This window comes from Massilia scottii, from assembly GCF_030846495.1.
Taxonomy (GTDB): domain Bacteria; phylum Pseudomonadota; class Gammaproteobacteria; order Burkholderiales; family Burkholderiaceae_D; genus Telluria_A; species Telluria_A violaceinigra.
Genome location: NZ_JAVCWM010000038.1, coordinates 15,439 through 40,244 on the forward strand (window position 1 = coordinate 15,439; position 24,806 = coordinate 40,244).

The 24,806-nt window shown below is 65.1% G+C and carries 20 protein-coding genes; 10 read left to right on the forward strand and 10 right to left on the reverse strand.

What is annotated here, in order from left to right; translation table 11 throughout:
- Nucleotides 1-2: 2 nt before the first annotated feature.
- Nucleotides 3-1,235 carry an efflux RND transporter periplasmic adaptor subunit gene (locus RBA41_RS30910; RefSeq protein ID WP_306628188.1) on the reverse strand — a complete coding sequence of 411 codons (1,233 nt, stop codon included), beginning with the start codon at nt 1,233-1,235 and terminating at the stop codon, nt 3-5.
- A 346-nt stretch (nt 1,236-1,581) separates the two neighbouring features.
- Between RBA41_RS30910 and RBA41_RS30915 the strand changes: the two genes are divergently transcribed.
- Nucleotides 1,582-4,098, forward strand: a complete 2,517-nt coding sequence (locus RBA41_RS30915) for a sensor domain-containing protein (RefSeq protein WP_306628189.1) — start codon at nt 1,582-1,584, stop codon at nt 4,096-4,098.
- Here RBA41_RS30915 and RBA41_RS30920 read toward each other — a convergent pair.
- Nucleotides 4,079-5,053 carry an endonuclease/exonuclease/phosphatase family protein gene (locus RBA41_RS30920; RefSeq protein WP_306628190.1) on the reverse strand — a complete coding sequence of 325 codons (975 nt, stop codon included), beginning with the start codon at nt 5,051-5,053 and terminating at the stop codon, nt 4,079-4,081. The genes RBA41_RS30915 and RBA41_RS30920 overlap by 20 nt on opposite strands.
- 38 nt (nt 5,054-5,091) lie before the next feature.
- Between RBA41_RS30920 and RBA41_RS30925 the strand changes: the two genes are divergently transcribed.
- From RBA41_RS30925 to RBA41_RS30960, 8 genes are all read left to right on the forward strand, one after another.
- Nucleotides 5,092-5,583, forward strand: coding sequence for an aminoacyl-tRNA deacylase (locus RBA41_RS30925; protein ID WP_306628191.1), 492 nt, complete (start codon nt 5,092-5,094; stop codon nt 5,581-5,583).
- Between the two features lie 242 nt (nt 5,584-5,825).
- Nucleotides 5,826-8,243 carry a M66 family metalloprotease gene (locus RBA41_RS30930; RefSeq protein WP_306628192.1) on the forward strand — a complete coding sequence of 806 codons (2,418 nt, stop codon included), beginning with the start codon at nt 5,826-5,828 and terminating at the stop codon, nt 8,241-8,243.
- Between the two features lie 243 nt (nt 8,244-8,486).
- The gene (gene plsY, locus RBA41_RS30935) at nt 8,487-9,104 is read left to right on the forward strand and encodes a glycerol-3-phosphate 1-O-acyltransferase PlsY (RefSeq protein WP_306628193.1); all 618 of its coding nucleotides are present in this window, start codon (nt 8,487-8,489) and stop codon (nt 9,102-9,104) included.
- 60 nt (nt 9,105-9,164) lie between these two features.
- A complete protein-coding gene (locus RBA41_RS30940) occupies nt 9,165-9,827 on the forward strand; it encodes a DsbA family oxidoreductase (RefSeq protein ID WP_306628219.1) in 663 nt (220 codons plus the stop codon).
- A 1-nt stretch (nt 9,828) separates the two neighbouring features.
- Entirely contained in the window at nt 9,829-10,119 is a 291-nt protein-coding gene (locus RBA41_RS30945; protein ID WP_306628194.1) for a DUF427 domain-containing protein, read from the forward strand.
- A 187-nt stretch (nt 10,120-10,306) separates the two neighbouring features.
- On the forward strand, nt 10,307-11,542 hold the full coding sequence (locus tag RBA41_RS30950; protein WP_306628195.1) for a CmpA/NrtA family ABC transporter substrate-binding protein: 1,236 nt from the start codon (nt 10,307-10,309) through the stop codon (nt 11,540-11,542).
- A 122-nt stretch (nt 11,543-11,664) separates the two neighbouring features.
- Nucleotides 11,665-12,471 carry a nitrate ABC transporter permease gene (ntrB, locus tag RBA41_RS30955; protein ID WP_306628220.1) on the forward strand — a complete coding sequence of 269 codons (807 nt, stop codon included), beginning with the start codon at nt 11,665-11,667 and terminating at the stop codon, nt 12,469-12,471.
- Nucleotides 12,468-13,265: an ABC transporter ATP-binding protein gene (locus RBA41_RS30960; RefSeq protein WP_306628196.1), complete on the forward strand. Its 798-nt coding sequence runs from the start codon at nt 12,468-12,470 to the stop codon at nt 13,263-13,265. The genes ntrB and RBA41_RS30960 overlap by 4 nt, the downstream gene beginning before the upstream one ends.
- Before the next feature lie 58 nt (nt 13,266-13,323).
- Here RBA41_RS30960 and ftsH read toward each other — a convergent pair whose 3' ends face one another.
- From ftsH to RBA41_RS30980, 4 genes are all read right to left on the reverse strand, one after another.
- Nucleotides 13,324-15,360, reverse strand: coding sequence for an ATP-dependent zinc metalloprotease FtsH (gene ftsH / locus RBA41_RS30965; protein WP_306628197.1), 2,037 nt, complete (start codon nt 15,358-15,360; stop codon nt 13,324-13,326).
- 157 nt (nt 15,361-15,517) lie between these two features.
- Nucleotides 15,518-16,363, reverse strand: coding sequence for an endonuclease/exonuclease/phosphatase family protein (locus RBA41_RS30970; protein WP_306628198.1), 846 nt, complete (start codon nt 16,361-16,363; stop codon nt 15,518-15,520).
- A 108-nt stretch (nt 16,364-16,471) separates the two neighbouring features.
- Nucleotides 16,472-17,512, reverse strand: a complete 1,041-nt coding sequence (tsaD, locus tag RBA41_RS30975) for a tRNA (adenosine(37)-N6)-threonylcarbamoyltransferase complex transferase subunit TsaD (protein ID WP_306628199.1) — start codon at nt 17,510-17,512, stop codon at nt 16,472-16,474.
- A gap of 96 nt (nt 17,513-17,608) precedes the next feature.
- A complete protein-coding gene (locus RBA41_RS30980; RefSeq protein WP_306628221.1) occupies nt 17,609-18,667 on the reverse strand; it encodes a 3-deoxy-7-phosphoheptulonate synthase in 1,059 nt (352 codons plus the stop codon).
- 172 nt (nt 18,668-18,839) lie between these two features.
- Between RBA41_RS30980 and RBA41_RS30985 the strand changes: the two genes are divergently transcribed.
- Nucleotides 18,840-20,528, forward strand: coding sequence for an alkaline phosphatase D family protein (locus RBA41_RS30985; RefSeq protein WP_306628200.1), 1,689 nt, complete (start codon nt 18,840-18,842; stop codon nt 20,526-20,528).
- 61 nt (nt 20,529-20,589) lie between these two features.
- Here the strand turns inward: RBA41_RS30985 and RBA41_RS30990 are convergent, their stop codons facing one another.
- The 4 genes from RBA41_RS30990 to RBA41_RS31005 form a co-directional block, all read right to left on the reverse strand.
- A complete protein-coding gene (locus RBA41_RS30990) occupies nt 20,590-21,717 on the reverse strand; it encodes a HupE/UreJ family protein (RefSeq protein WP_306628201.1) in 1,128 nt (375 codons plus the stop codon).
- Complete coding sequence (locus RBA41_RS30995; RefSeq protein ID WP_306628202.1) at nt 21,714-22,907, reverse strand: tetratricopeptide repeat protein; 1,194 nt, start codon at nt 22,905-22,907, stop codon at nt 21,714-21,716. The genes RBA41_RS30990 and RBA41_RS30995 overlap by 4 nt, the downstream gene beginning before the upstream one ends.
- A gap of 98 nt (nt 22,908-23,005) precedes the next feature.
- Entirely contained in the window at nt 23,006-23,248 is a 243-nt protein-coding gene (locus RBA41_RS31000) for a hypothetical protein (RefSeq protein ID WP_306628203.1), read from the reverse strand.
- Nucleotides 23,249-23,281: 33 nt separating this feature from the next.
- Nucleotides 23,282-24,787: a DUF4331 domain-containing protein gene (locus tag RBA41_RS31005; RefSeq protein WP_306628204.1), complete on the reverse strand. Its 1,506-nt coding sequence runs from the start codon at nt 24,785-24,787 to the stop codon at nt 23,282-23,284.
- Nucleotides 24,788-24,806 lie beyond the last annotated feature (19 nt).

Genomic DNA, 24,806 nt, shown 5'->3' on the forward strand with positions numbered 1-24,806 from the left:
GCTCAGCCTTTCGGAGCGGCGGGGGCGGCCGGCGCGCTGGTGACGCTGGCGGTAGCCGGCGGCTCGCTCAGTTTTACCTGGCTGCCGGGCTTGACCGCGTCGAGGCGGGCGGTGATCACGCGCGCGCCGTGCTCCAGGCCATCGGTCACTTCGACCATGCCTTCATCGTCGTTGCGCAGGCCGAGGGTGACCGGGCGCACCACCACCTTGCCGGACTCGACGACGTAGACCACATCGCGTTCCTTGTCCTTGCGCAGAGCGGCGAGCGGCAGCAGCGGGCGCAGCGCCGATTTCTGGGTGGTGATCGCGCCCTTGGCGAACATGCCGCCGCGCAGGGCGCTGTCGGCGTTGTCGACACTGATATACACCAGCATGCCGCGCGAACCGGTTTCGGTGGTCGGGTTGATGCGCGCCACCTTGCCCAGGAAGGTGCGGGACGGATAGCCATCGACCCGGAAACGCACTTCCTGGCCGGCCTTCACGCGCGGAATATCGGACGCCGGCACCTGCGCTTCGAGCGTCAACTGCTGCAGGTTGACGATGGAGAACGCCGGCATGTCGGGCGAGAGCTTGTCGCCGGCCTGCACGTGGCGCTTGCTGACCACGCCGGCCAGCGGCGCGCGGATTACCGTGTCGTTCAGGGCGATGCGGGCCAGCTCGACCTGGGCCTGGGCGGCGCGCACGCTGGCGCGCGCCAGCGCCACGCTGTTGTCGGTGGTGTCGTAGGCGTTTTGCGAAATGTATTTTTGCGCCAGCAGGGCGGCGCTGTTGGCATTGTTCTTGGCGGCCATCGACAGGCGCGCACTGGCTTCGTCGAGCGCGGCCTGCTGCTGCGCCATGCGGGCCTTCTGGTCGGCCTGGTCGAGCCGCGCCAGCACCTGGCCGGCGGCCACGTTCATGCCTTCCTGCACGGTCGTTTCCAGCACCTGGCCCGAGACCTTGGACTTGACGGTAGCCTGGGTCAGGGGCGCGAGCGAACCGGACAACGGCATGTTCACGCTCAGCTCGCCGGCGGCAACTGCCGCCACATCGGCGCGCGCCAGTTCGTACACTGGCGCCGCCTTCTTGGCGTCCGGCCCCTGGGCCGTGGGGGCGGCGGCCGGCTTGCGCGCCTGCACCGTGAACCAGGCGCCGGCGCCGAGGGCGACGATCAGCACGCCGAGCGCGGGAGCGCGCCAGCGTGGCTTGCGGAGGGTGGGCTGGGCCGGCGCGCTGGGCAAGGTCTCGAGTTTCATGGTGGCTTGGTCTTCTTCTGGTCGGGCGGGTGGTTGGGGCGCAGTGCGGTTCGCCTTGCGGGGCGCCGGTGCACCGTCCTGTGCGCAGGATGGTGTCACGGGCGCATGTTGTCACTATAGAAAACCGGCGGCCCGGCCGCACGCCGAATGCGACAGACCGCCGTTTGTGCACGACGAACTGCAAAAAAACCCGACAAAGCGCAAATTTTGCGGATTAGAAACAATTCTCCCGGCCTGCGCTTTGCGTGCGCGCAAACGGAACCGAACGTCCACGGTCAAAAATGGGTCTAAGGAGTATGGGCCAGCCTGCCGGCGGCCTCTGCCACAATGAGATGAAGGGAACACCGTGAGTGCTGACAAACCTGCCGAAGCGGGCAGTGTCGAGCCGGAAGGACCGGGACGCGAGGCGCTCGACGTCCTGTACCGTTTCGTCGCTGCCCTTGAACTGGCGCCGACGGTGGCCGTGCACAGCACCGACCGCAACGGCATCGTGCGCTACTGGAACCATACCTGCGCCGACGTATTCGGCGTCACCGCGGCCGAGGCGGTCGGGCGTCCCCTGACCAGCCTGGCCTCGCACCTGGACCGCGAGGAAGACTTCTGCAACACGCTCGAAACGGTGTGGAAGACCGGCCGCACGGCGCCGCCGCGCGACTGGCATATCCGGCGCCTCGACGGCGCCGAGCGCTGGCTGTACTCGACCCACTTCCCGGTGCTGCGCGACGGCGTGCCGCAGCAGCTGTTCTGCATGGAAGTCGATATCAGCAAGCGCAAGGTCGACGAAGCGGAACTGATCGAAGCGGGCGCCAACTTCCGCCAGCTGTTCGAGCGCTCGACCGACGCCATCGTCCTGATCGAGGGCAACCGCATCATCGACGCCAACCCGGCCGCGCTGGTGCTGTTCCACTGCGCCGGCAAGCAAGACATGGTCGGCAAGACCCTGCTCGATTTTTCGCCCGAGGTGCAGGCCACCGGCGAAACCTCGGTCGTGGCCGACGCCGCCCTGACCTCGCGCGCCTTCATCGACGGCAACCACCGCTACGAGTGGGAGTACCGCCTGCCCGACGGCGCCCATTTCTGGGCCGAGGTGCTGCTTACCTCGGTCACCCTGGACCATGAATTCCTGTCCTATGCGGTGCTGCGCGACATTTCCCCGCGCAAGGCGGCCGAGCATGCGCTGGCCATGGCCGCGCGGGTGTTCGAGAATTCGCGCGACGCCATCATCATCACCGACCGCTTTTACCGGGTCATCGCGGTCAACCAGGCGTTTACCGACCTGACCGGGGTGGCGGCGGTGGACGTGATGGGCGGCGAAGTGCCGGGCCTGCGCTCGGGCATGCACGAACCGTCGTTCTACCAGCAGATCTGGGACTTCGTGGCGGTGCACGACCACTGGGAAGGCGAGGTGTGCTGCGTGCGGCGCGGCGACGACGATGTCCCGATATGGGTAGCGGTCACGGCCATTCGCGACAGCGCCGAGCAGGTCTCGAACTACATGGCGATCATGACCGACATCACCGAGCGCAAGCGCGCCGAGGAACAGACCCGCTACCTGGCCGAGCACGACTTCCTGACCGATTTGCCGAACCGCGTGCTGTTCCTCGACCGCCTGCAGCAGGCGCTGGTGTCGGCGCGGCGCCAGCACACCAAGGTGGGCGTCATGTTCCTCGACCTGGACCGCTTCAAGGGCATCAACGACAGCTTCGGCCACCACGTGGGCGACGCCGTGCTCAAGGAAGTGGCCACGCGCCTCACCGGCTGCGTGCGCGGGGTCGATACCGTCAGCCGCCAGGGCGGCGACGAGTTCGTGGTCATCCTGGCCGACATCGGCGGGGTCGACCAGGCCGCCCATGTGGCCACCAGCGTCATGCACGCGGTGGCGCAGCCGGTGCGCAGCGATGGCCACACGATCAGCCTGTCGGTCTCGATCGGCATCGCCATCTCCCCGGACGACGGCGTCGACATCGACACCCTGCTGAAAAACGCCGACGTGGCCATGTACCACGCCAAGCAGAACGGGCGCAACGCCTTCAGCTTCTTCAATGCCGACATGAACGCCCACGTCATCGAACGGGTGCAGATCGAGAACGAATTGCGGCATGCGCTGTCGAACCAGGAGTTCCTGCTCGAATACCTGCCCGAGGTGAACATCGCCAGCGGCCAGACCATCGCGGTCGAGGCACTGCTGCGCTGGCGCCATCCGCAGCGCGGCCTGCTCATGCCGCACCAGTTCATTCCGGTGGCCGAAGAATGCGGGCTGATGGTGCCGATCGGCGAATGGGTGCTGCGCCAGGCGTGCGCGCGGGCGCGCGCGTGGCGCGACGAGGGCTGTCCGGTGGTGGTGGCGGTCAATCTGTCGGGGGCGCAGTTCATCGACAGCGGCCTGGTGCACAGCGTCGAGGAAGCGCTGCGGCTGTCCGGGCTGGCGCCCGAGTTTCTCGACCTCGAGTTTACCGAAAGCGTCATCATGCGCGGCGACGATGCCACCATGGCCACCATCGCCACCTTGCGCGCGCTCGGGGTGCAGCTGACCATCGACGACTTCGGCACCGGGTATTCGAGCCTGAGCTTCCTGCGCCGCTATCCGCTGACCAAGCTGAAGATCGACAGCTCGTTCGTGAAAGACATAGCGGATGCGGACCCGGGCGCGCCCGTGAATGCGTCCGCGAACGCGAACGCCAAGGCGAACCTGATCCCCGCCATCATTGCGGTGGCGCGCAGCCTCAAGCTGCGCGTGATCGCCGAGGGCGTCGAGACGGCCGAGCAGCTGCTGTTTCTACGGCAGCATGGCTGCGACGATTACCAGGGGTATTACGCGAGCATGGCGTCGAGCGACCCGGACCTCAAACCCCGCCCTCACTGAGGCCGCGCGGCCCGTCGAACAGGCGGATGCGCGCCAGCACCTGGCCGTGGTCGGACGCCTCGGGCAGTTCCAGCACGATGTGGTCGTTCAGGTACACCACGTCGACCACCTCGCCGATCGCGTTGGGCAGGGTAGCGTTGAATTCTTCCGACACCAGGATGTGGTCGATGGTCGTGTAGTGGCTGTCGTGCACGATGCTGAATCCCACGTGGCGCAGGTGGTCCTGGCGCTGCTGCAGCTGGTAGGCGTCGAACATGCGCTCGCCCAGGGTATTGCCGTTACCCAGCACGATCATGGTGGTCACGGCGTCGGCCACATCGTTGAAGTCGCCCAGCACCACGCGCGGGCGCTGGTGTTCCCTGGCCAGCTGGCTCAGGAACACGCGCAGGGCCGCCGCTTCGGTGCCGCGCCGGATCAGCGAGCGCAGGCAGGCCAGCGCGTACAGTTGCGGGTCTTCGCTGCTGTCGCCGTTGCGGTAGTCGGGGCGCTTGGACTTGAGGTGCACCACCACCACGTCGACCGTGCAGTCGGGCGAGACGATCACCGGCGCATGGATCACGGCGCGCGAAAAGCGGTCGGCTTCGCGGCTGCCGGGCGGCAGCGCCACGCCCTCGGGGAACTGCAGGTGGGCCACGCCGGGCGCGGCCAGCGGCAGGCGCGATACCAGCGCCACGCTGGGCGTGAGGCGTTCGGCGGCCGGATCGGGATCGAAGCCGACGTGCAAGGCGTCGCGGTAGCGGCGGGTGCGCGCCAGCGCGTCAAGCAGGGCGGCCTGCGAAAAAATCTCCTGGAAACCGATCACGTCGGCATCGAGCAGGTCGATCTGGCGCGCGGTCCAGTTCAGCTTGGCCTCGTATTCTTCCGGCGTGGACGGCAGGAGATTGTCGTACAGCTTCGCGCCGGGTGGGGCGAGGTTGTACACATTGAAGGTGGCAAAGCGAATTTCTTGCTGCATAATAAGAAACTCCTCATTGAACGTTTAGCGTATCACGCATGGCCAAGAAAGAGCACATTTCCGAAACACCGGCGACGCAGTTCCTGCGCAAGCACGGTGTGATTTTCAGCGAACATCCCTATCCGTATGAAGAGCATGGCGGCACCTCGGTGTCGGCGCGCGAGCTCGGCGTGCCCGAGCATTCGGTGGTCAAGACGCTGGTGATGCAGGACGAAGCGGCCAAGCCGCTCATCGTGCTGATGCATGGCGACTGCAAGGTGTCGACCAAGAACCTGGCGCGCGCGATACCGTGCAAGTCGGTCGAGCCGTGCAAGCCCGAGGTGGCCCAGCGCCATTCCGGGTTCCAGATCGGCGGCACCTCGCCGTTCGGCACGCGCAAGGCGCTGCCGGTGTATGTGGAAGAGAGCATCCTGGCGCTGGAAACGATGTATATCAACGGTGGCCGGCGCGGCTACCTGGTCGGCATCGCCCCGCAGGTGCTGGTCGATCTGCTCGGCGCGCGCGCGGTGAGCTGCGCGCTGGAAGAATAGGCGCCGCGCCGTCCAGCGCTTGCCCGGCCTGGCGATGAGAATAGATGCATGAGCGAAAGTATTTGAGGCCGTGACACCGCCTCGAATGCCATCGGCGCATCCTCAAGCGTGGTTTTGTTACAAATATTTTACGAAAATTTTACTAATATTCTTAACAAAAGTTTACTTTGTCGAGTCCGGCAGGATAATGTGCAGCCTGTTTGCATAGAAATACATCCTTGAAACGCTGAACCGGAGTTGACATGAGACGTTTGTTGAAATGCCTGGCAATGATTGCCTTAACCAGCGGGGTGCTGACCGCATGCGGCGATAACACAGGCGCTTCAAGCGCCCCCCGCTCCGCCGGCGCGGACGCCCCACCGCCTGTCGTGAGCACGGCCGATGCGGCCGGAACCGGGGTGATGACTGGCGGCGGCGCCAAGGCCGGCAGCGCTGCCGGCCTTGCCGATGCTGGCGCCGCCCCGCTCGCCATTACCAGCGCCATGGGCGTGGCCGCCGCTGCATCGACCACGCAATGGACATTTTGCGCGAACGAAAACAGCCGTTGCGTCTTCACCGGCAACCAGACCGTGCGCTATGGCGCTGGCGACCGCTTCGTCAGCAAGACGCTGGGCTGGGGCGCCTCCTGCAACAACGCCACCTTTGGCGATCCGGCACCGGGCCTGGCCAAGCGTTGCGAAGTCACCAGCACCTGGGAAGCGTGCGGCATCGAGGGCGGCCAGTGCGCTTTCGGCGATACGCGCACCGTGCGCTATGGTTCCGGCACCAGCTTCATGAGCAAGACGGCGACCGGCGGCGTCGCCTGCAACAGCAATGTGTTCGGCGATCCGACGCCGGGCATCGCCAAACGCTGCGACAAGGCTGCCGTCACCTGGACCTTGTGCGCTCCCGAAGGCGGCCGCTGCAATTTCAGCGGCGCCAGTGCGGTGCTGTTCGGGGCGGAAGGCAAGTATTACACCTATACCAAGACCGACGGTGTCGATTGCAACACGACCGCCATGGCCAACCCGGCCCCCGGCCTGGTGAAAAGCTGCTACATCCCTGGCGCGCCGGTTGCCGACGCCACGCCACCGGTTGCCGGCGATCCACGCATCGGCAGCATCCAGCTGGCGCAATCGCAGCTGTTCGACAGCGCCGACAGCGCCCTGATTTTGATCAGGGGCAAGGCGGTGATGGTCAAGGTCAATGCCCTGAGCAACACGCCAGGCGTGGCCAAGCCGGACGGCAAAGTCCAGGTCAAGGATGCGAATGGCAATGTGCTGCGTGAAATCCCCCTGAACAAGCCGGCCGGTGCACTTCCTGCCAGCGTGCCGGTCGTGCCCGATGCGAACACCTCCTACATCGCGGTGGTGCCGTCCGACCTGGTCCGCCCTGGCCTGCGCCTGAGCGTGGTCCTGGCGAATGGCCAGAGCAAGACCATCAATCCGCGTGTCGGCGGTGGTGTGCCGATGGAGCTGGTCACGATTCCGGTCCAGATCGGCGGTTCGGTCGGCCGTGTCGTCGGCAATCTGCGCGACTTCGTTCAGGATCGCATTCCGGTGTCGGGCGTGAACCAGTTGGGCCGCGCCCCGTATGTGTCGTCGCGCGTGACGCGCTTGCCCGTTAATGAAACCGAGTGGCGCGATGCGTTCGGTAAAATCCTGGGCGAAATCGCCGACTTGCACCGCCTGGAAAATGCCAACGATCGCCAGCATTACTTCGGCTTCATTCCGAAAGCGACCTACGGCCTGGCCGGCCTGGCCTATGTGCCGGGCACCAGTGGCGTTGCCGCAGATATTCCATCGATGAACGAAGATGGCTTGCGCGGTATCGTGGTCCATGAACTGGGTCACAACTACCGTCTGAACCACGCCGCTTGCGGCGGCGCCGGCTCGCCGGACCCGAAGTATCCCTACCCGAACGCGCAGCTGGGCACGGGCAGCCACTACACCTGGGGCTATCTGTTCAGCAGGGCTGCCTTCTTCGATCCGCGCAACCCGAATACGCATGACATCATGAGTTATTGCGGCGGCAGCACCTTTTCGGACTACAACACCGGTCTGATGCAAGCGTTCCTGACCCCGGCGGACACGCTCATGAAGGCGACGGCTGACAATGCACCACAGGATCTGATCCTGGTCAGCGGCCAGATCAGCGGCGACAAGGCAACGCTGTCGCCCCTGAAATCGTACATCGGCCGCGCCCGGGTGCAGGACAAGGGCGAGTACACCTTGCGGATCGTGACCGCCAAAGGCGCGCTCGACTATCCGTTCTCCACGCTGGTGGTCGACCATGCCGAGGAAATGAAGTCGCAGAACTTCAGCCTGTCGATTCCTAACCCGGGGCAGATCGTCAGTATCTCGGTGGTCAAGGGCACGGCGAGCCTGATGCAGTCGACCGCCCGCTTGATCCCCGAAGGCAGCGTCCAAGGCGGGAGGGCCGTGGTGCAGGTGCGCGAGCAGGCCGGCAAGGTGCAACTGAACTGGGATCATTCCCGCTATCCTTACCTGACGGTGACCTTGGTCACCGATGCCAAGCGCTCGACCCTGGCGCAGGATCTGCAAAGCGGCAGCGCGGTCTTGTCCCTGGGCCCGTTGCCGGCCGGTGGCGCGTTCGAATTCAGCCTCTCCGATGGCGTCAATACGACGCTGGTCAAGCAGGAGCGCGACAGCGCAATGTAACAAGGCGGGGGCCAGTGAGCCCCTGGTAACGCAAAGCGGCCCGAAAGGGCCGTTTTGCGTTGTGCATCCCCGGGCTGCTGCGGGCCAAGGTCTGATGGGGTAGATGTTGCGCCGTTGATGAAAGAGCGTCCCGAACGGCCCCGGCAGGAGGGTGAGCAGGGGTGGGCAGGGGTGATCCGGCTGCGACTATGGTGTATATTCACGCCCGGCGCGTGGCGCCTCTTCCCAACGAGAGAGACAACAATGAATACAGCAATTTTCACCATCGTCGCCTATCTGATCGGCTCGATTTCGTTCGCCGTGGTGATGAGCCGCGTGTTCGGCCTGTCGGACCCGCGCACCTATGGTTCCAAGAACCCGGGCGCGACCAACGTGCTGCGCAGCGGTAACAAGGGCGCGGCCATCGCCACCCTGATCGGCGACGCCGCCAAGGGCTGGTTCGCGGTCTGGCTGGCGGTGCGCCTGTCGGGCGAGTATGGCGTGGGCACGGCCGGCATCGCGCTGGTGGCCATTGCCGTGTTCCTGGGACACCTGTGGCCGGTGTTCTTCCGCTTTGTGGGCGGCAAGGGCGTGGCGACCGCGGCGGGCGTGCTGATCGGCATCAATGTGTGGCTGGGCCTGGCGGTGCTGGCGACCTGGCTGGTGGTCGCCTTCGCCTCGCGCTACTCCTCGCTGGCGGCACTGGCGGCTTCCGTTGCCGCGCCAATTTACTACGGGCTGGCGTTCGGCATCGATGAACTGTTTTTCGCCGTGGTGGCGATGAGTTCGCTGCTGCTGTACCGCCACAACCAGAACATCGCCAACTTGATGGCCGGCAAGGAAAGCAAGATCGGCAGCAAATCGGCCGGCGCCAAAAAATAGGGTGTGCGGGTGCGATCTGCCGCTTGGCGCTAGAATGGAACGCCCGACCGACAGGAGCGCCTGGTGACCAAGCTGAAAATTGATTTTGTATCCGATATCTCCTGCCCCTGGTGCGTGATTGGCCTCAAGTCGCTGGAACAGGCGCTGGGCCGCCTGGACGGCGTGGCGAGCGCCGAACTGCACTTCCAGCCCTTCGAGCTCAATCCGAACATGGTTGCCGAAGGCCAGGACATCGGCGAACATCTCACTGAAAAATACGGCGCCACGCCGGAGCAGGGCGCGCAGACACGCGACATGATCCGCGCCCGCGGCGCCGATCTGGGCTTTCGCTTCGACATGGATGCGCGCAGCCGCATCTACAACACCTTCGACGCGCACCGCCTGCTGCACTGGGCCGAGCTGCAGGGGCGCCAGCGCGAACTGAAAATGGCGCTGTTCGAGACCTACTTCACCAAGGGCGAGAGTCCGGGCGACCATGCCGTGCTGGCGCGGGTGGCGGGCGAAGTGGGCCTGGACGCCGCGCAGGCGGCCGAGGTGCTTGCCAGCGGCGCGTATGCCGGCGACGTGCGCGAGCGCGAGCGGTTTTATCAGCAGCAGGGCATCAGTTCGGTGCCGGCCATCATCATCAACGACCGGCACTTGATTTCGGGCGGGCAGCCGCCGGAAGTGTTCGAACAGGCGCTGCGCCAGATCGCAGCCGAATCCACGTCACAGGAGCATTGAGATGCCTACAGCAAGCTGGAACGGCGCCGTGATCGCCGACGCGCCGCAGGATCAGGTGCAGATCGTCGAAAACAATGTGTATTTCCCGATGTCGGCGGTCAGGCAGGAATATCTGCAGCCGAGCGCGACTGAGACGAAGTGCCCGTGGAAGGGCACGGCGAACTATTTCAGCTTGCTGGTCGATGGCGAAAGCAACCGCGATGCGGTGTGGACCTACCGCGCGCCGTTCGATGCGGCCAGGCAGATTGCCGGGCATGTGGCATTCTGGAAGGGCGTGACCGTCCAACGCTGACCCGACAGATCCCGCGATTGACGGGCGCTTTTGGTGCGCCGCACAATAACGGTGCCGAAAACCGTCCATCGCGGCGCTTTGCGCCGCTAAGTTCTTCCTCCCTCACTCTCATTGCCCGCTGGCACGCCGTTTGCTGATGCCTTGGTAACGGCGCACGCCTGCGCCTGGCTTGCCAAACGAGGGAACCATGACGACCGACCGCACCATCCTGACCCGCCGCACCCTGCTCAAGGCCGGCGCCGCCGTCTCGCTCACCGGCCTGGCCAGCGGCGGTGTCTTCGCCGCCGGCTCCGACAAGCCCGAAAAAGAAGACATCAAGATCGGCTTCATTCCCCTGACCGACTGCGCCTCGGTGGTGATGGCCTCGGTACTCGGCTTCGACAAGAAATACGGCATCAAGATCGTCCTGAGCAAGGAATCGTCCTGGGCCAGCGTGCGCGACAAGCTGGTCAACGGCGAACTCGATGCCGCGCATGTGCTCTACGGCCTGCTGTACGGCGTCCAGATGGGCGTGGGCGGCGCCAAAAAGGACATGGCGGTCCTGATGAACCTGAACCACAACGGCCAGGCCATCACCCTCTCCAAAAAAGTGGCCGACAAGGGCGGCGTGGACGGCGCCTCCCTCGCCAAACTGATGCAGACTGACAAGCGCGAATACTCCTTCGCCCAGACCTTTCCGACCGGCACCCACGCAATGTGGCTGTACTACTGGCTGGCCACCTACGGCATCAACCCGCTCAAGGACGCCAAGGTCATCACCGTGCCGCCCCCGCAGATGGTGGCCAATATGCGGGTCGGCAACATGGATGGCTTTTGCGTGGGCGAGCCGTGGAACCACCGCGCCATCGTCGACGGCGTCGGCATCACCGCCGCCACCACCCAGGATATCTGGAAAGACCACCCGGAAAAAACCCTGGGCACCACGCTCGAATGGGCCAAAAAATACCCGAACAGCGCACGCGCCCTGATTGCCGCCGTACTGGAAGCGAGCAAGTGGATCGACGCCGGCCTCGTCAACAAGACCAAAATGGCCGCCACCATCGCCGACAAGTCGTACGTGAACACCTCGGTCGATGTCATCAACCAGCGCATCCTGGGGCGCTACCAGAACGGCCTGGGCAAGACCTGGGACGATCCGAACTACATGAAGTTCTACAACGACGGCTCGGTCAACTATCCCTACCTGTCGGACGGCATGTGGTTCCTGACCCAGCACAAGCGCTGGGGCTTGCTCAAGACCGAACCGGATTACCTGGCCACCGCCACCAGCGTCAGCCAGATCGGACTCTACACCGAGGCGGCCGCGATGGCCAAGGTGAGCGTGCCCAAGTCGCCGTTGCGCACGGTGAAAATGCTCGACGGAACGGTTTGGGATGGCAAGAATCCCAAGGCCTACGCCGAATCCTTCAAGATCAAAGCCTGAACCGGGAGCCCATGATGAGTGCCGTGCTGGAATCGATGTCGACTACCCCGAGCGCTGTGCCGCAGGCCGCGCCGGTGCCTGAAAAACGCGCGCGCAGCGAGCGCCTCGCCAGCCAGGGCGTGATGCTGAGCGATGGCAAGTCGCGCCTGCGCGGCGTGGTTTTGGCGCTGCTGCCGCCGCTGATGGGACTGGGCTTGCTGGTGCTGCTGTGGCAGATTTTATCGGTCAACAACACCAGCTTTCCCTCGCCCGCCGTGACCTTCGCCGAAGCGGTGCGCATGTTCGCCAATCCTTTCTACCGCAATGGCCCCAATGATCAGGGCATCGGCTGGAATATCCTGGCCTCGCTCAAGCGCGTGGCGCTCGGCTTCGGGCTGGCGGCCGCGGTCGGCATTCCGCTCGGCTTCATGATCGGGCGCTTCCGTTTTCTGGCGGGCATGTTCAATCCCATCATCAGCCTGCTCAAACCTGTCTCGCCGCTGGCCTGGCTGCCGATTGGCTTGCTGGTGTTCAAGTCCGCCGACCCGGCGGCGATCTGGTCGATCTTCATCTGCTCGATCTGGCCGATGATCGTCAACACCGCCGCTGGCGTGCAGCGCGTGCCGCAGGACTACATGAACGTCGCGCGCGTGCTGCAACTGTCGGAATGGAAAATCTTCACCAAGATCTTGCTGCCGTCGGTCTTGCCCTACATGCTGACCGGCGTGCGCCTGGCCATCGGCACCGCGTGGCTGGTGATCGTCGCCGCTGAAATGCTGACGGGCGGGGTCGGCATCGGCTTCTGGGTGTGGGATGAGTGGAACAACCTGAACGTGCCGCACATCCTGATCGCCATCGTCGTCATCGGCGTGGTCGGGCTGGCGCTCGAACTTGCCCTGGTGGCCCTGGCCAAGGCATTTACCTACGAAGAAGCGGGGGAACTGACATGAACAGGAAATTCATTGAAGTGCAGCACGCCGAAATGGTGTTCGAGACCCGCAAGGGGCGCTTTCACGCACTGAACAATGTCAGCCTGACGGTGGCGCAGGGCGAATTCGTCACCCTGATCGGCCACTCGGGTTGCGGCAAGTCGACCCTGCTCAACCTGCTGGCGGGATTGACCAGGGCGACCGACGGCACCCTGATCTGCGCCGGCCGCGAGATTGCCGGACCGTCGCCCGAGCGCGCGGTGGTATTCCAGAACCACTCGCTGCTGCCGTGGCTGAGCTGCTTCGAGAATGTGTACCTGGCGGTCGAGCGCGTGTTCTCGAACAAGGAATCGGTCAGCCAACTGCGCGATCGCACCAGTGCGGCGCTGGCGCTGGTGGGCCTGAGCGCGGCGGCGCTCAAGCGCCCCAACGAGATATCGGGCGGCATGAAGCAGCGCGTGGGCATTGCGCGCGCGTTGTCGATGGAACCGAAGGTGCTGCTGATGGACGAGCCCTTCGGCGCCCTCGACGCCCTCACGCGCGCGCACCTGCAGGATGAATTGCTGCGCATCGTGGCCCAGACCGGATCGACCGTGGTGATGGTGACCCACGACGTGGACGAGGCGGTGCTGCTGTCGGACCGCATCGTGATGATGACCAACGGGCCGGCGGCGACCATCGGCGACATCGTGCAGGTGCGGCTGGCGCGCCCGCGCGAGCGGGTGGCGCTGGCGCATGACGCGCTGTATATCGAGTACCGCACGCGCGTGCTGGAGTTCCTGTACCACCGCCAGTCAAGGCCGCAGGCGGCTTGACGGGACGGGGTGGGCGGGGCGGGGCTGCTGCGAGGTGACACCCGTGGGTGGAAGGCTCTCAGGCCGGCGGGCCGGTTGCCGCCGGCAGTGGCCTTGCCTCCAGCGCTGGCGCCGGCGGCAGGCCGGTGATCGCCAGAATATCGTGCTCGTCCAGCGTTTCTTTTTCCAGCAGCGCGCGCACCAGCGCGTCGAGCTGGGGCCGGTGCTGGCGCAGCAGGCGCAGCGCGTCGGCGTGGCAATCGTCGATGATGCGCAGTACCGCGAGGTCGATACGGCGCGCCGTTTCGTCGCTGAACGGCTTCTCGCCGGCGAAGCCGGCGGCGCCGCCCAGGAAGGGGTTCGGGCGCGGCGCCAGCTGCACCATGCCGAGTTCATCGCTCATGCCCCAGCGCGTGACCATGTTGCGCGCCAGCGTCGTCGCCTGCTCGATATCGTTTTCGGCGCCGGTGGTGCGGGTGCCGTACACAATCTCTTCGGCCACGCGCCCGCCCAGCATGCCCACGATGCGTGCCCGCAGATAAGCCTCGGGATAGTTGTAGCGGTCCGTCTGCGGACGCTGGTAGGTCACCCCCAGGGCTTGCCCGCGCGGCACGATCGTCACCCGGTGCACCGGGTCCGCGCCGGGCACGACCAGGCCCAGGATGGCGTGGCCGCTCTCGTGGTACGCAATCCGTTCGCGGTCCGCCTCGCTTAACAGGATCGGGCGCTCGGGACCGAGCACGATTTTTTCCAGCGCGTCCATGAAATCCTTTTGCCGCACGTCGGACTGCTCGCGCCGCGCGGCAAGCAGGGCCGCCTCGTTGACCAGGTTCTTCAGGTCCGCGCCGGACAGACCCGGCGTGGCGGCCGCCAGGTGCGCCAGGCTGACGTCTTTCGCCAGCGGCACCTTGCGTACATGCACGTTGAGGATCGCCTCGCGCCCGGTCTTGTCGGGCAGGTTGACGATCACGCGCCGGTCGAAGCGTCCGGGGCGCAGCAGCGCCTTGTCCAGTACATCGGGCTGGTTGGTGGCGGCGAGCACGATGATGCCCTCGCGGCTGGAGAACCCATCCATTTCGGTCAGGATCTGGTTCAGCGTCTGTTCCTGCTCGCTGGTGCCGCCAATCGCCATGGCACCGCGTGCGCGGCCGATGGAATCGAGTTCGTCGATAAAGATGATGGCAGGCGCATGCTCGCGCGCCTGCCTGAACAGATCGCGCACGCGCGCCGCGCCGACGCCGACGATCATTTCGACGAACTCGGCGGCGCTCATCGAGAAAAACGGCACGCCCGCTTCGCCCGCCACCGCCCGGGCCAGCAGCGTCTTGCCGGTGCCGGGCGAGCCGACCAGCAACACGCCCTTGGGCGCGGCGCCGCCCAGGCGCGTGTACTTGCCGGGGTCTTTCAGGAAGTCGACCACTTCGACCAGCTCATTTCTGGCCTCGTCGATCCCGGCCACGTCGTTGAAGGTCACGCGCGTCGCGCTCTCCTGGTCGTAGCGGCGGGCCTTGCTCTTGCCGATGCCGAAAATGGAGGCGCCCAGGCCCGCACCGTGCTGTCCGGTGCGCCGGAACAGCCAGAAGTAAAAGCCGATCAGCAGCAAGGCCGGCCCGAATCCGTAGAGCAAGGTAGCCCAGGCACTGCCGGCCTGCAGGGATACGGCACTGATTTCGACACGGTGGTTAATCAGAAATTGTTCCAGGCCGGGGTCGACGAACGCCGGCAAGGTGGTGCGAAATGCCTGTGCCGGCTTGGGCGGCTCCGTGAAGAGGGGCGTGGCGGGCGCATTGCCGCCATCCGCTTTTTTGCGCTCGGGGGGAGGCCAGGTGAAAGGGCTTGTGAAACGGCCTTCGAGAACCTCGCCCCGGCTGTAAATCGAATTCACATTTCCTTTCGCCACTTCCTGCTTGAACACCGTGTAAGGAATCGTGACAGGCGTATCCGCAGCGGGAAGAAAGGCTCTCATCACGAGATAATTGACAAGAAGAATGATCGCAAATGCGAGCCAGGTGTTGCGCGGCGGAAGCTGATTTTGCGCGGCCGTGCCGCTGCCGCCAGCCGCAGGCGGAGCCGGGCGTGATTGCTGGGGAGGACGGGAAAAATCATCGCGCTTCATAAGATGATTTGGCAACTCACCCAGCTGAAAGTTGCAGTGATCTGAAAAATATATCCGGATTTTTGCCAGTGGCCCGGCGCCAATCGCGCCTTCACAAACAGGCGCGGTGGATTGCCGCGGCAGCACAGGGCGCTGTGTCACCGCCGCCAAGCCCGACTCATGCGATATCGAGCACAATCGGCTGATGATCCGAGGCCGCCGTTTCCGACTGCACTTCCACCTCGGTCACGCGCGAGGCCAGATCGCTGGTGAGGAAAAAATAGTCGAAGCAATCGGCCCGCTCCGGCCACTTGAAGCCATGCAAGCCGGCGGTCGGCGCGCGCGCGATTTCCGGATGGCGCAGGCGCCACGCGTCGACCAGCGGCAGCGCGATGCTGTCGTCCGGCGCGATCAGTTCCTGGTAGTCGGGCGAATCGGGCGTGAAGTTGAAGTCGCCGCAATAGATCGCCGAGCCCGGCCGGAATCCGAGCTGGTACGGCGGGTCCATGGTCGGGTCCGGTTGGAAGATACGTGCCCGCTCGCACGCTTCCCAATGCAAATACTTGATGTGCCGCACCTGCGCCATGCGCTGCACCGGCGAGTAGTATTCCAGATGCGTGGTCAGCACGCGGACCTTGCCGCCGGGCGCGTCGATGACGGCCTCGATCAGCCCGCGCGGCATGCCGGCCGGACTGTTCGGATCGGGCGGCCACGGCAGCAGGTAGCGGTGCACCTGGTTGATCCGGTATTTGGAGAGCAACATATTGCCGAACTGGCGCGGCAGGTTGTTTTGGTAGATTTCGCTGGTCGGTTCAATTACCGGCTGGTAGCCACCGAAGGCCCCCGCCAGCTGGCGGAACTGGTTGGCGTTGGCGTTGCCTTCGAGCTCGGCATGATTTGACGCAACTTCCTGCAGGCAAATCACATCGGGATTTAATTTGCGCAACACATCGATGATGGCATGGATGCGGATCCTGCCATCCTTGCCGCAACCCCAGTGAATATTCCAACTAACAACACGCATACAGCACCTCCGGAAAAACAGAACCGGGCGAGTTTGCCATTCTTTGGAAAAATACGGTACACGGTAGGATCGTCATCGGCGCCGAACGTTCACCGCGCGGCGTTTTTTTCAGACCACCTTGATCTCGTCGAGCGGCCAGCGCGGGCGCACATTGAAGCTGTAGTCGCGCTTGGCGGCGTCGGGATTGATCTGCAGGCGCATGGCGCCGGCGAAGGCGATCATGGCGCCGTTATCGGTGCAGAACTCCAGCTCCGGATAGAACACGCGGAATTTTTTTGCGGAGGCAGCCGCGTTGAGCGAGGCGCGCAGCTGCGCATTGGCGCCCACGCCGCCGGCGATCACCAGGCGCTTCAAGCCCGTATGGCGCAGCGCGCTGACGCACTTGGCGGTCAAGACATCGACGATGGCATCGACGAAGCCGCGCGCGATGTTGGCCTTGTCCTGTTCGCAGATATTGGCGATGATTTTTTCGTCGTGGTTCTTCACCACCGTCAGCACCGCCGTTTTCAGGCCCGAGAAGCTGAAGTTGAAGTCCTTCGAGTGCAGCATGGGGCGCGGCAGCTTGTAGGCCAGCGGATCGCCGAATTCGGCCAGGCGCGAAATCGCCGGGCCGCCGGGGTAGCCCAGGCCGAGCAGCTTGGCCGACTTGTCGAAGGCTTCGCCGGCGGCGTCATCCAGGGTTTCGCCGAGCAGGGTGTACTGGCCAACGCCGTCGACCCGCATCAGCTGCGTGTGGCCGCCCGAGACCAGCAGCGCGATGAACGGGAACTGCGGCGGATCGCTCGCCAGCAGCGGCGAGAGCAGGTGGCCTTCGAGGTGGTGCACGCCGAGCACCGGTTTGTCGAGCGCAAGTCCCAGGCTGCACGCGATCGACGAGCCGACCAGCAGCGCGCCGGCCAGGCCCGGGCCCTGGGTGTAGGCGATGGCGTCGATATCGGCCATGGCGACGTTAGCGCGCGACAGGGTTTCTTCGAGCAGCGGGATGGCGCGCCGGATATGGTCGCGCGAGGCCAGTTCGGGCACCACGCCGCCGTACTCCTCGTGCATGGCGACCTGCGAATGCAGGGCGTGGGAGAGCAAGCCGCGTTGCGTGTCGTACAACGCAAGGCCGGTTTCATCGCAGGAGGATTCGACGCCGAGAACAATCATGGAAGGTGCGCAAGATAAGATGGAATGCGCCATTGTAAAGCACCGCCCCACCGTTCCCGCGCCAAGGCGGCACTCGGCGGGAACGGTGGGTGGGCTTTAAGGACGCTGCAACAGCTCCGCGTGCGCGGCACGCAGCATCTTCTCGGACGCATCCCAATCGATGCAGCCATCGGTCACCGAACAGCCATACTTCAACTGCGACAAATCCGCTGGAATCTTCTGGTTGCCGCCGACGATGTTCGACTCGATCATCACACCGACCAGCGACTTGTTCCCGTGACGGATCTGCTGCACCACGTCCGACATCACCAGCGGCTGCAGTTCCGGCTTCTTGTAGCTGTTCGCGTGCGAGCAATCGACCACCAGGTTGGCCGGCAGCTTGGCCTTTTCCAGCGCCTGCTCCGCAATCGCGATCGACACCGAATCGTAATTCGGACGCCCATCGCCGCCGCGCAGCACCACGTGCCCGTACGCGTTACCGCTGGTGCGCACGATCGATACCGTGCCCTGGCCGTTAATGCCCAGGAAGGAGTGCGGATGCGCCGACGACAAGATGGCGTTGATAGCGATGCTGATATCGCCATCAGTACCATTCTTGAAGCCGACCGGCGTCGACAAGCCCGACGACATTTCGCGGTGCGTCTGCGATTCGGTGGTGCGCGCGCCGATCGCGGTCCAGGCGATCAGGTCGCCCAGGTACTGCGGCGAAATCGGATCGAGCGCCTCGGTGGCGGTGGGTAGGCCCAGTTCGCACACGTCCAGCAGGAACTGGCGCGCCTTCTCCATGCCTTCGTCGACGCGGAAGGAATCGTCCATGTGCGGGTCGTTGATGTAGCCCTTCCAGCCGGTCGTGGTGCGCGGCTTTTCGAAATACACGCGCATCACCAGCAGCATGGTGTCGGCCACGTCGGCCTGCAGCGCCTTGAGGCGGCGTGCATAGTCGATGCCGGCCACCGGGTCGTGGATCGAGCATGGCCCGACGACGACGAACAGGCGCTTGTCCTTGCGGTCGATGATGTCGCGCAGCGCGGCGCGGCCCTGCATGACCGTGGCAAACGCGCTGTCGGTCAGGGGAAGGCGCTTGTGCAGCTCTTCCGGGGTCGGCATGGTCGCGAACGACGTGACGTTGGTATTTTCGATGTCTGGAGTAGTAATCATGAAGGCTGCTTTTTCTCGTGTTTTACGGCGTGGATACGGGAGTTTAGCCCGAATCGGCCCTTCTTGCACCGGCTGCATCAAAAGCCCGCCGATTACGGCACATTGTCATCGGCGAGTCATGTCGATCCTTTAAGCTTGCCGGCTTCCCAACCCCCTACAACGAGCTGCCATGACCCAACCGAATTCACGCCGCAAGTTCCTTCGCAACCTCTCGCTCGGGACCGTCGCGGCGTCCGGCGTCGCACTGGCCGGCTGCGGCGGCAGCGATGGCGGCGACATCGATGTCCGCTTCGCGCACGGCGTCGCCAGCGGCGATCCGATGAGCGACCGCGTCATCCTGTGGACCCGCATCAGCACCGCCGGCAGCGGCGACATCGAGGTCAGATGGGAGCTCTCCGAGGACAGCAACTTCGCCGTCATCGCCGCCACCGGCACCACCCCCACCGGCCCGGCGCGCGACTACACCGTCAAGGTCGATGCGACCGGCCTGGCCGCCAACCGCGCCTATTACTACCGCTTCGCCGCGTACGGCGCCGTCTCGCCGGTCGGCCGCACCAAGACCCTCGGCACAGGCAACCTGGCGCAGGTCAGGCTGGCCGTGTTCAGCTGCACCAACTACCCGGCCGGCTACTTCCATGTCTACGCCGAAGCGGCAAAGCTGAACGACATCGACGCCGCCATCCACCTGGGCGACTACATCTACGAATACGCCAAGGACGGTTACGCCGCCAGGGACGCCGAGGCGATGGGCCGGGTGTCGGTGCCGGCCAACGAGATCGTCACCCTGAGCGACTACCGCCGCCGCTACGCCCAGTACCGCGCCGACAAGGACCTGCAGGCGATCCACGCGCGCATGCCCTTCATCACCGTGTGGGACGATCATGAACTGGCCAACAATACCTGGCGCGAAGGCGCGGAGAACCACGACCCGGCCACCGAAGGCCTGTTCCTGGCGCGGCGCCAGATGGCGATCCAGGCTTACAACGAATGGATGCCGATCCGCCTGCCCGACGCCAGCAAGCCTGAGCGCATCTACCGCTCCTTCGACTTCGGCAACCTGCTGTCGCTGCACATGCTCGATACGCGCGTCATCGGCCGCGACAAGCAGCTCGGTTACGCCAGCTACGTCGGCGCCGGCGGCGCCTTCAATGGCGCCGCTTTTGCGGCCGCCGTGGGCGATCCGGCGCGCCAGCTGATGGGCGCCGACCAGGCCACATGGCTCAAGGGCCAGATGAGCAAATCGAGCGCCACCTGGCAGATGCTGGGCCAGCAGGTGCTGATGGCGCGCATGAACCTGCCGGCGCCGCTGGTGCTGGGCGCGATCGGCTTCAGCGCCTACGTCGCGCTGCTGGCGAAGGCGCAGAGCGCGCCGACGACCTTGAGCGCGGCCGAGCAGCAGATCCTGGCCCAGCCATCGGTGCCGTACAACCTCGATGCGTGGGACGGCTACCAGGCCGCGCGCGAAACCGTGCTGGCGACGGCCAGGACGCTGAACAAGAACCTGGTGGTGCTGGCCGGCGACACGCACAACGCGTGGGCCAGCGATCTGGCCGACATGAACGGACAGGCGGTCGGGGTGGAGTTCGGGGTGTCGTCGGTGACGTCGCCGGGCTTTGAAGACATCTTCAAGGACGAAGATCCGGCGCAGGTGGCGGCGGGCCTCAAACAGATCATCGGGCCGCTGGTGTATGCGGAAACGAAGTCGCGCGGCTTCATGGTGGTGTCGGTGACGCCGACCGAAACGCGCGCCGAGTACCGCTATGTCAGCACGGTCAAGTCGACCAGCTACACCGTCGTTGCCGGCAAGGTCCTCAAGACGCTGCCGGGCGCCGCCAACCGCAAGCTGATCGCGGTGTAAAAAAGGAGGACGGGGCGCACGGTGGAATGCGGCTCCGTCCCCAAAACCACGCACTTACTCTTTACACGGGCAGCACTTTCATATCGAAAGCGCGCTCGAACAGCCATACGGCAGCGATGAATGCGATGACGACCGAGCCGGTTGTCATCAGCTGGCGGTAGAACCAGGTGCGGCGCGTCAGGTAAGCGAGCGGCAGGAATACGGCCACGATGGCCAGCTGCCCGAGTTCCACGCCGACGTTGAAGCCGGCCAGGCTTAACACCATCGCACCTTGCGGCAGGCCCAGGTCGGCCAGCACGCCGGCAAAGCCGAAGCCGTGAATCAGCCCGAACACGAACGCAGCGAGCGGGCGCCGTCCGCGAAACAGCGGGACGATATTGTTCACCGCCGCCAGCACCACCGAGGCCGCGATCGCCGATTCCACCCAGCGCGACGGCAGCGCCAGCACCTGCAGGCTGGCCAGGGTCAGGGTCAGCGAGTGCGCCAGCGTGAACGCAGTCACCACCTTGAGTACATCGATAAAGGCCGCCCTGAGGGTCTGGTCCTGTTTCATCGCGACTGGCGCGAGCACCGCCGGCAGCAGCAGCGAGAGCAGGAACAGGATGTGATCGAAGCCGATCCAGATATGCCACACGCCGTGCCTGACGTAGTCGGCGAACTGGGCGAACTTGCCGGGCGCGCGGAGCGACAGATCCTGGCGCGCCGCTTCGGGGCTGAAGATGGCGGTCGAGGTCACGCCGTCGTGCTCCAGCTTGACCAGCCCCTTGTGCTGAGGATCGAGGTCGGCGAACAGGCGGTAGCCGACGCCGAGCGCCGCGCCGCCCGTCGCGCAAGTGGCGCGAAAGCGCAGCACCGTGTAGGCGCCGTCGGTATGCTGGTCGATCAGCTGTTCGCCGGCGACGATGGGGCAGGCCGCGTCGCCGCTGGTGAGCGCCAGGCGCGCCAGCGCGTAGTTGGCGATGGCGGCGTGCTGGCCGCGGATTTCATCCCAGGTCAGGTCGCCGTCGCCGTTCTGGTCGAGGTTCAGGGCAAAATCGAGGTCGCGCAGGGCGATGTCCCACTGGCCGTCGACCTGCTGGCCGGCGACCTTGAGGGTCAGGTAGCTGTCGCTCGGCTTGTGGGCGCGCGCCGGAGCGGCCACCAGAACCAGCGCGAACATCAGCAGGCCAATGAGGTAGCGGCCCATCATGCGCCCGCCCTGATTTGCCTGACCAGGCGCGCCACGGCCACGTCTTCCACCGCATGTTTTGCCACCCAGTCGATGACCGGTGCGGCGGCGGCCTTGTCGCCAGCCTTGGCGGCAGCTTCGAGCAGGACGATCATGTCGGCCGATTCCTTCTGCACCGCCCAGTTTTGCTGCGCCAGCGCCAGTGCGGTTTTGGCGTCGCCGCGGATGTGCAGTTCGTAGCGCGCCTGTTCACGCTGGTGAACGGTGTCGCCACGCTGCATGGCGGCGTTAAAGCGCGCCTTGAGTTCGGCGTCGGCATTGCGCAACGCGTCGGTGGCCGCGCCGTTTTGGCGCAGGGCCAGCGCATGGCGCAGCAGCAGGCCGTCGATGCGGGTGTGGTCCTTGACCAGCGCGATCACGTCGGGCGCGCGCTGCTGATCGAGCAGGAAGTCGGCGTAGGCGCCGAGCAGGTAGCTGTCGCGCGCATCGAGCGCCAGCGCGCGCTTGAAGCGTTCCTCGGCGGCTTTGGCGTCGCCGCGGCGCTGCGCCATTTCGCCGAGCAGGGTCAAGACCCAGACCTGCATGCCGGCGTCGGCTTCCTGGTTGCGGCGCAGGGTCATCTCGAGCAGGGCTTCGCTCTTGGCCGAGCGTCCGGTCATGGTGCCGACGTTGGCCACGCAGGTGATCGTCACCAGGTCGGTCGACAGCGACGACAGGCGGGCGCAGCTTGCGGTGGCGGCCTCGTAGTCGCCGCGCACGGTTTGCACGATGGCGCGCGTGAGCCAGGCTTGCGAATTTTTGGGGTCGGCGGCGACGATGGCATCGAGGTCGCGCAGCGCTTCGGCGAAGTGGTGGGTACTTTGCAGCAGGATGGCGCGCAGCAGGCGCACCTCGGGCGGGGGCGCCGGCATGGCCCACCACGGCGCCAGCGCGGCTTGGGCGTAGCCGAAGTAGCGTGGATCGGTTTCCTGGCGCGCCACCGTGATGTAGCGCTGCGCGGTGCGCGTGGCCAGCGCCAGATCCCTGGGGCTGGCGGCCAGTTGCGCGCGCAGTGCCGCCAGCTCGCGCTGGGCAGGGTCGGCGCGGCGCGGCAGGCGTTCGACCACGGTGCTGCCGCTGGCGGGAATGTAGGGTGCTGCGTGAATGGCCGGTACAGTGAGCGCGTAGAGCAGCAGCGCAGGCACGGCAATGCGAGCGAATCGTTTCGGCATGATGTGTTCTCAGTGCGTGAGAAGGTAAGTGCTTTTATATTTTTTGGGTACGACACCGGCCGGGAAGCACGCCTCCCGGCCGGATTGACAACGGGCGCTTACAACGCCGACGGTTCCGTGTCTTCCGGCGCGGTGCTGGCAATGGCGTCGATGGTGGTCGCTTCGCTATCGTCGGGCATGGCCGCCACGGTGGTCTTCACCGAGTTGTAGAAGGCATCGGCGACCGGGCCCGTTGGCGGCGGCGGCGGTGGCGTCGGCACTTCCGGCGGGGACGAGGTGTGGGTATCGCTGCCGCACGCCGTCAGCAGCAGCAAGGCACAGATCAGGCTCAGTTTTTTCATGGTGCTCTCCGGTTCATGTGATTGCGGCGGCCATTACTTCTGTGGCGAACCCGGAATCGGCGATTTGAGGTACGGGAAGCTGGCGTTGACCATGGTCTCGTCCAGGAAGGCGCCATCGGTGAAGCGCAGTGCGCCAGCCGGTGCATCGGCAGGTGCGCAGCCGATGTTGATGGTGCACAGCTTGCCCATGACGACGCGCAGCGCAACGTCGACCACGTCGTCGCCCGGACGGCGGCCGTTCGGGAAACCGGCGTTGTCGCCTTCAATCACGCCGAGGCGTTTTTGCGCGCCCGGTGCGGTCGGTGCGATCGAGGTGTTCAGGCGCAGCATTTCCGACGCGGTGACGGTCTTCGGCTGGTTCACGCCCTTGATCCCGGTGAGGAAGATGGCGACCAGGTCGGCCCGCGGGAAGTTGGTCGGGGCCTTGGCGCCGGCGCTGCCGTACAGGATTTCGACCAGCGCAGGCAGGGTCGGATTGGTGACGTAGTCGGCGAACTGGCCGTCGGCCGATGGCTTGCTGTGGTTGAAGCGGTCCTTGTCCTTCAGGCCGATGACGACTTCGTTCACCAGCGGCATGCCCAGACGCGAGACCTGGACCCAGGCGCCGCCTTCTTTCGAGACGTCGGCGTCGGACTTCGGCGTCGGGTTGATCAGGCGGCCCTGGCGCAGGCTGGCCGTGGTCCAGCCGCCGATGACCGGATCGCCCGCGCTGGCGCTGATCAGGCACGACGTCGGCACTTCCATGCTCAGGGTCGTCACGTTCTTGTCGGCCAGGTCATCCTTCGCGCCTTTTTCGGCGTTGGCGCTGAACTCGACGGCTGGCGCCTTGATGTTAATCAGGTCGAACGTTTCGCCGAGGTTGACGACGAACGGGTCCTTGCGCTGGCCGACGAACAGTCTGGCCGGGGCCGAGCAGCCGGGGATGGTGACGTTGTACAGGTGCTTGGCGGCGTAGGCGTCGTAATTGGCGATCGACTTGGTGCCGATGTTGTCCAACGGCTTGTCGAAGGCGGTGTGGCCGCTGTCGGCGTTGACCACCATGGCGCGGGTGCCGCTGCGGCGGTCGCCGCGCACCACGGTGACGGTGAAGGTTTCGCGCACATTGGCGCCGGCGGCATTGGTGTCGGCGATCGGGCCGCCGTTGATCACGAGGGGAATCGATACTTTTTTACCGCCCACGGTCAGCTGCGTGTCTTTATTGGTATTCTTGAAGCGGAACTGGAAGGTGAGGTCTTCCCTGGCGTCGCCATTATTATCGACATGAATTTCGTAGAGCGCGTCCGGGTCCATCATGAAATAATTCGGGCCGCCGTAGGCATCCTGCAGCGGGACATAATTGGCGATCAGCGTTGTAAAATCGCTGCGGCCCGGCTGGTAGCTGCGGAACATGTAGAAGTCGGTGGCATCGATCTTCGGATTGCGCGTAATGAAAGGCGCTTCCCGGTGGCTCGATGCGATCGCCGACGGCACGAATGCGCAGGCCAGCAGGTTTCCCGCCAGGACCGCGCCGATAGTCGCCCGTAGTCTCATCTGTTTCATGTTTCTCTCCTCGTTATAG

Excerpts from the sequence above, each read along its gene's own strand:
- RBA41_RS30910 (WP_306628188.1), bottom strand. The coding sequence starts at position 1,235 with ATGAAACTCGAGACCTTGCCCAGCGCGCCGGCCCAGCCCACCCTCCGC.
- RBA41_RS30920 (WP_306628190.1), bottom strand. The coding sequence starts at position 5,053 with ATGCAGCAAGAAATTCGCTTTGCCACCTTCAATGTGTACAACCTCGCC.
- RBA41_RS30925 (WP_306628191.1), top strand. The coding sequence starts at position 5,092 with ATGGCCAAGAAAGAGCACATTTCCGAAACACCGGCGACGCAGTTCCTG.
- RBA41_RS30930 (WP_306628192.1), top strand. The coding sequence starts at position 5,826 with ATGAGACGTTTGTTGAAATGCCTGGCAATGATTGCCTTAACCAGCGGG.
- plsY (WP_306628193.1), top strand. The coding sequence starts at position 8,487 with ATGAATACAGCAATTTTCACCATCGTCGCCTATCTGATCGGCTCGATT.
- RBA41_RS30945 (WP_306628194.1), top strand. The coding sequence starts at position 9,829 with ATGCCTACAGCAAGCTGGAACGGCGCCGTGATCGCCGACGCGCCGCAG.
- RBA41_RS30950 (WP_306628195.1), top strand. The coding sequence starts at position 10,307 with ATGACGACCGACCGCACCATCCTGACCCGCCGCACCCTGCTCAAGGCC.
- ntrB (WP_306628220.1), top strand. The coding sequence starts at position 11,665 with ATGCTGAGCGATGGCAAGTCGCGCCTGCGCGGCGTGGTTTTGGCGCTG.
- RBA41_RS30960 (WP_306628196.1), top strand. The coding sequence starts at position 12,468 with ATGAACAGGAAATTCATTGAAGTGCAGCACGCCGAAATGGTGTTCGAG.
- ftsH (WP_306628197.1), bottom strand. The coding sequence starts at position 15,360 with ATGAAGCGCGATGATTTTTCCCGTCCTCCCCAGCAATCACGCCCGGCT.
- RBA41_RS30970 (WP_306628198.1), bottom strand. The coding sequence starts at position 16,363 with ATGCGTGTTGTTAGTTGGAATATTCACTGGGGTTGCGGCAAGGATGGC.
- tsaD (WP_306628199.1), bottom strand. The coding sequence starts at position 17,512 with ATGATTGTTCTCGGCGTCGAATCCTCCTGCGATGAAACCGGCCTTGCG.
- RBA41_RS30985 (WP_306628200.1), top strand. The coding sequence starts at position 18,840 with ATGACCCAACCGAATTCACGCCGCAAGTTCCTTCGCAACCTCTCGCTC.
- RBA41_RS30990 (WP_306628201.1), bottom strand. The coding sequence starts at position 21,717 with ATGATGGGCCGCTACCTCATTGGCCTGCTGATGTTCGCGCTGGTTCTG.
- RBA41_RS30995 (WP_306628202.1), bottom strand. The coding sequence starts at position 22,907 with ATGCCGAAACGATTCGCTCGCATTGCCGTGCCTGCGCTGCTGCTCTAC.
- RBA41_RS31000 (WP_306628203.1), bottom strand. The coding sequence starts at position 23,248 with ATGAAAAAACTGAGCCTGATCTGTGCCTTGCTGCTGCTGACGGCGTGC.
- RBA41_RS31005 (WP_306628204.1), bottom strand. The coding sequence starts at position 24,787 with ATGAAACAGATGAGACTACGGGCGACTATCGGCGCGGTCCTGGCGGGA.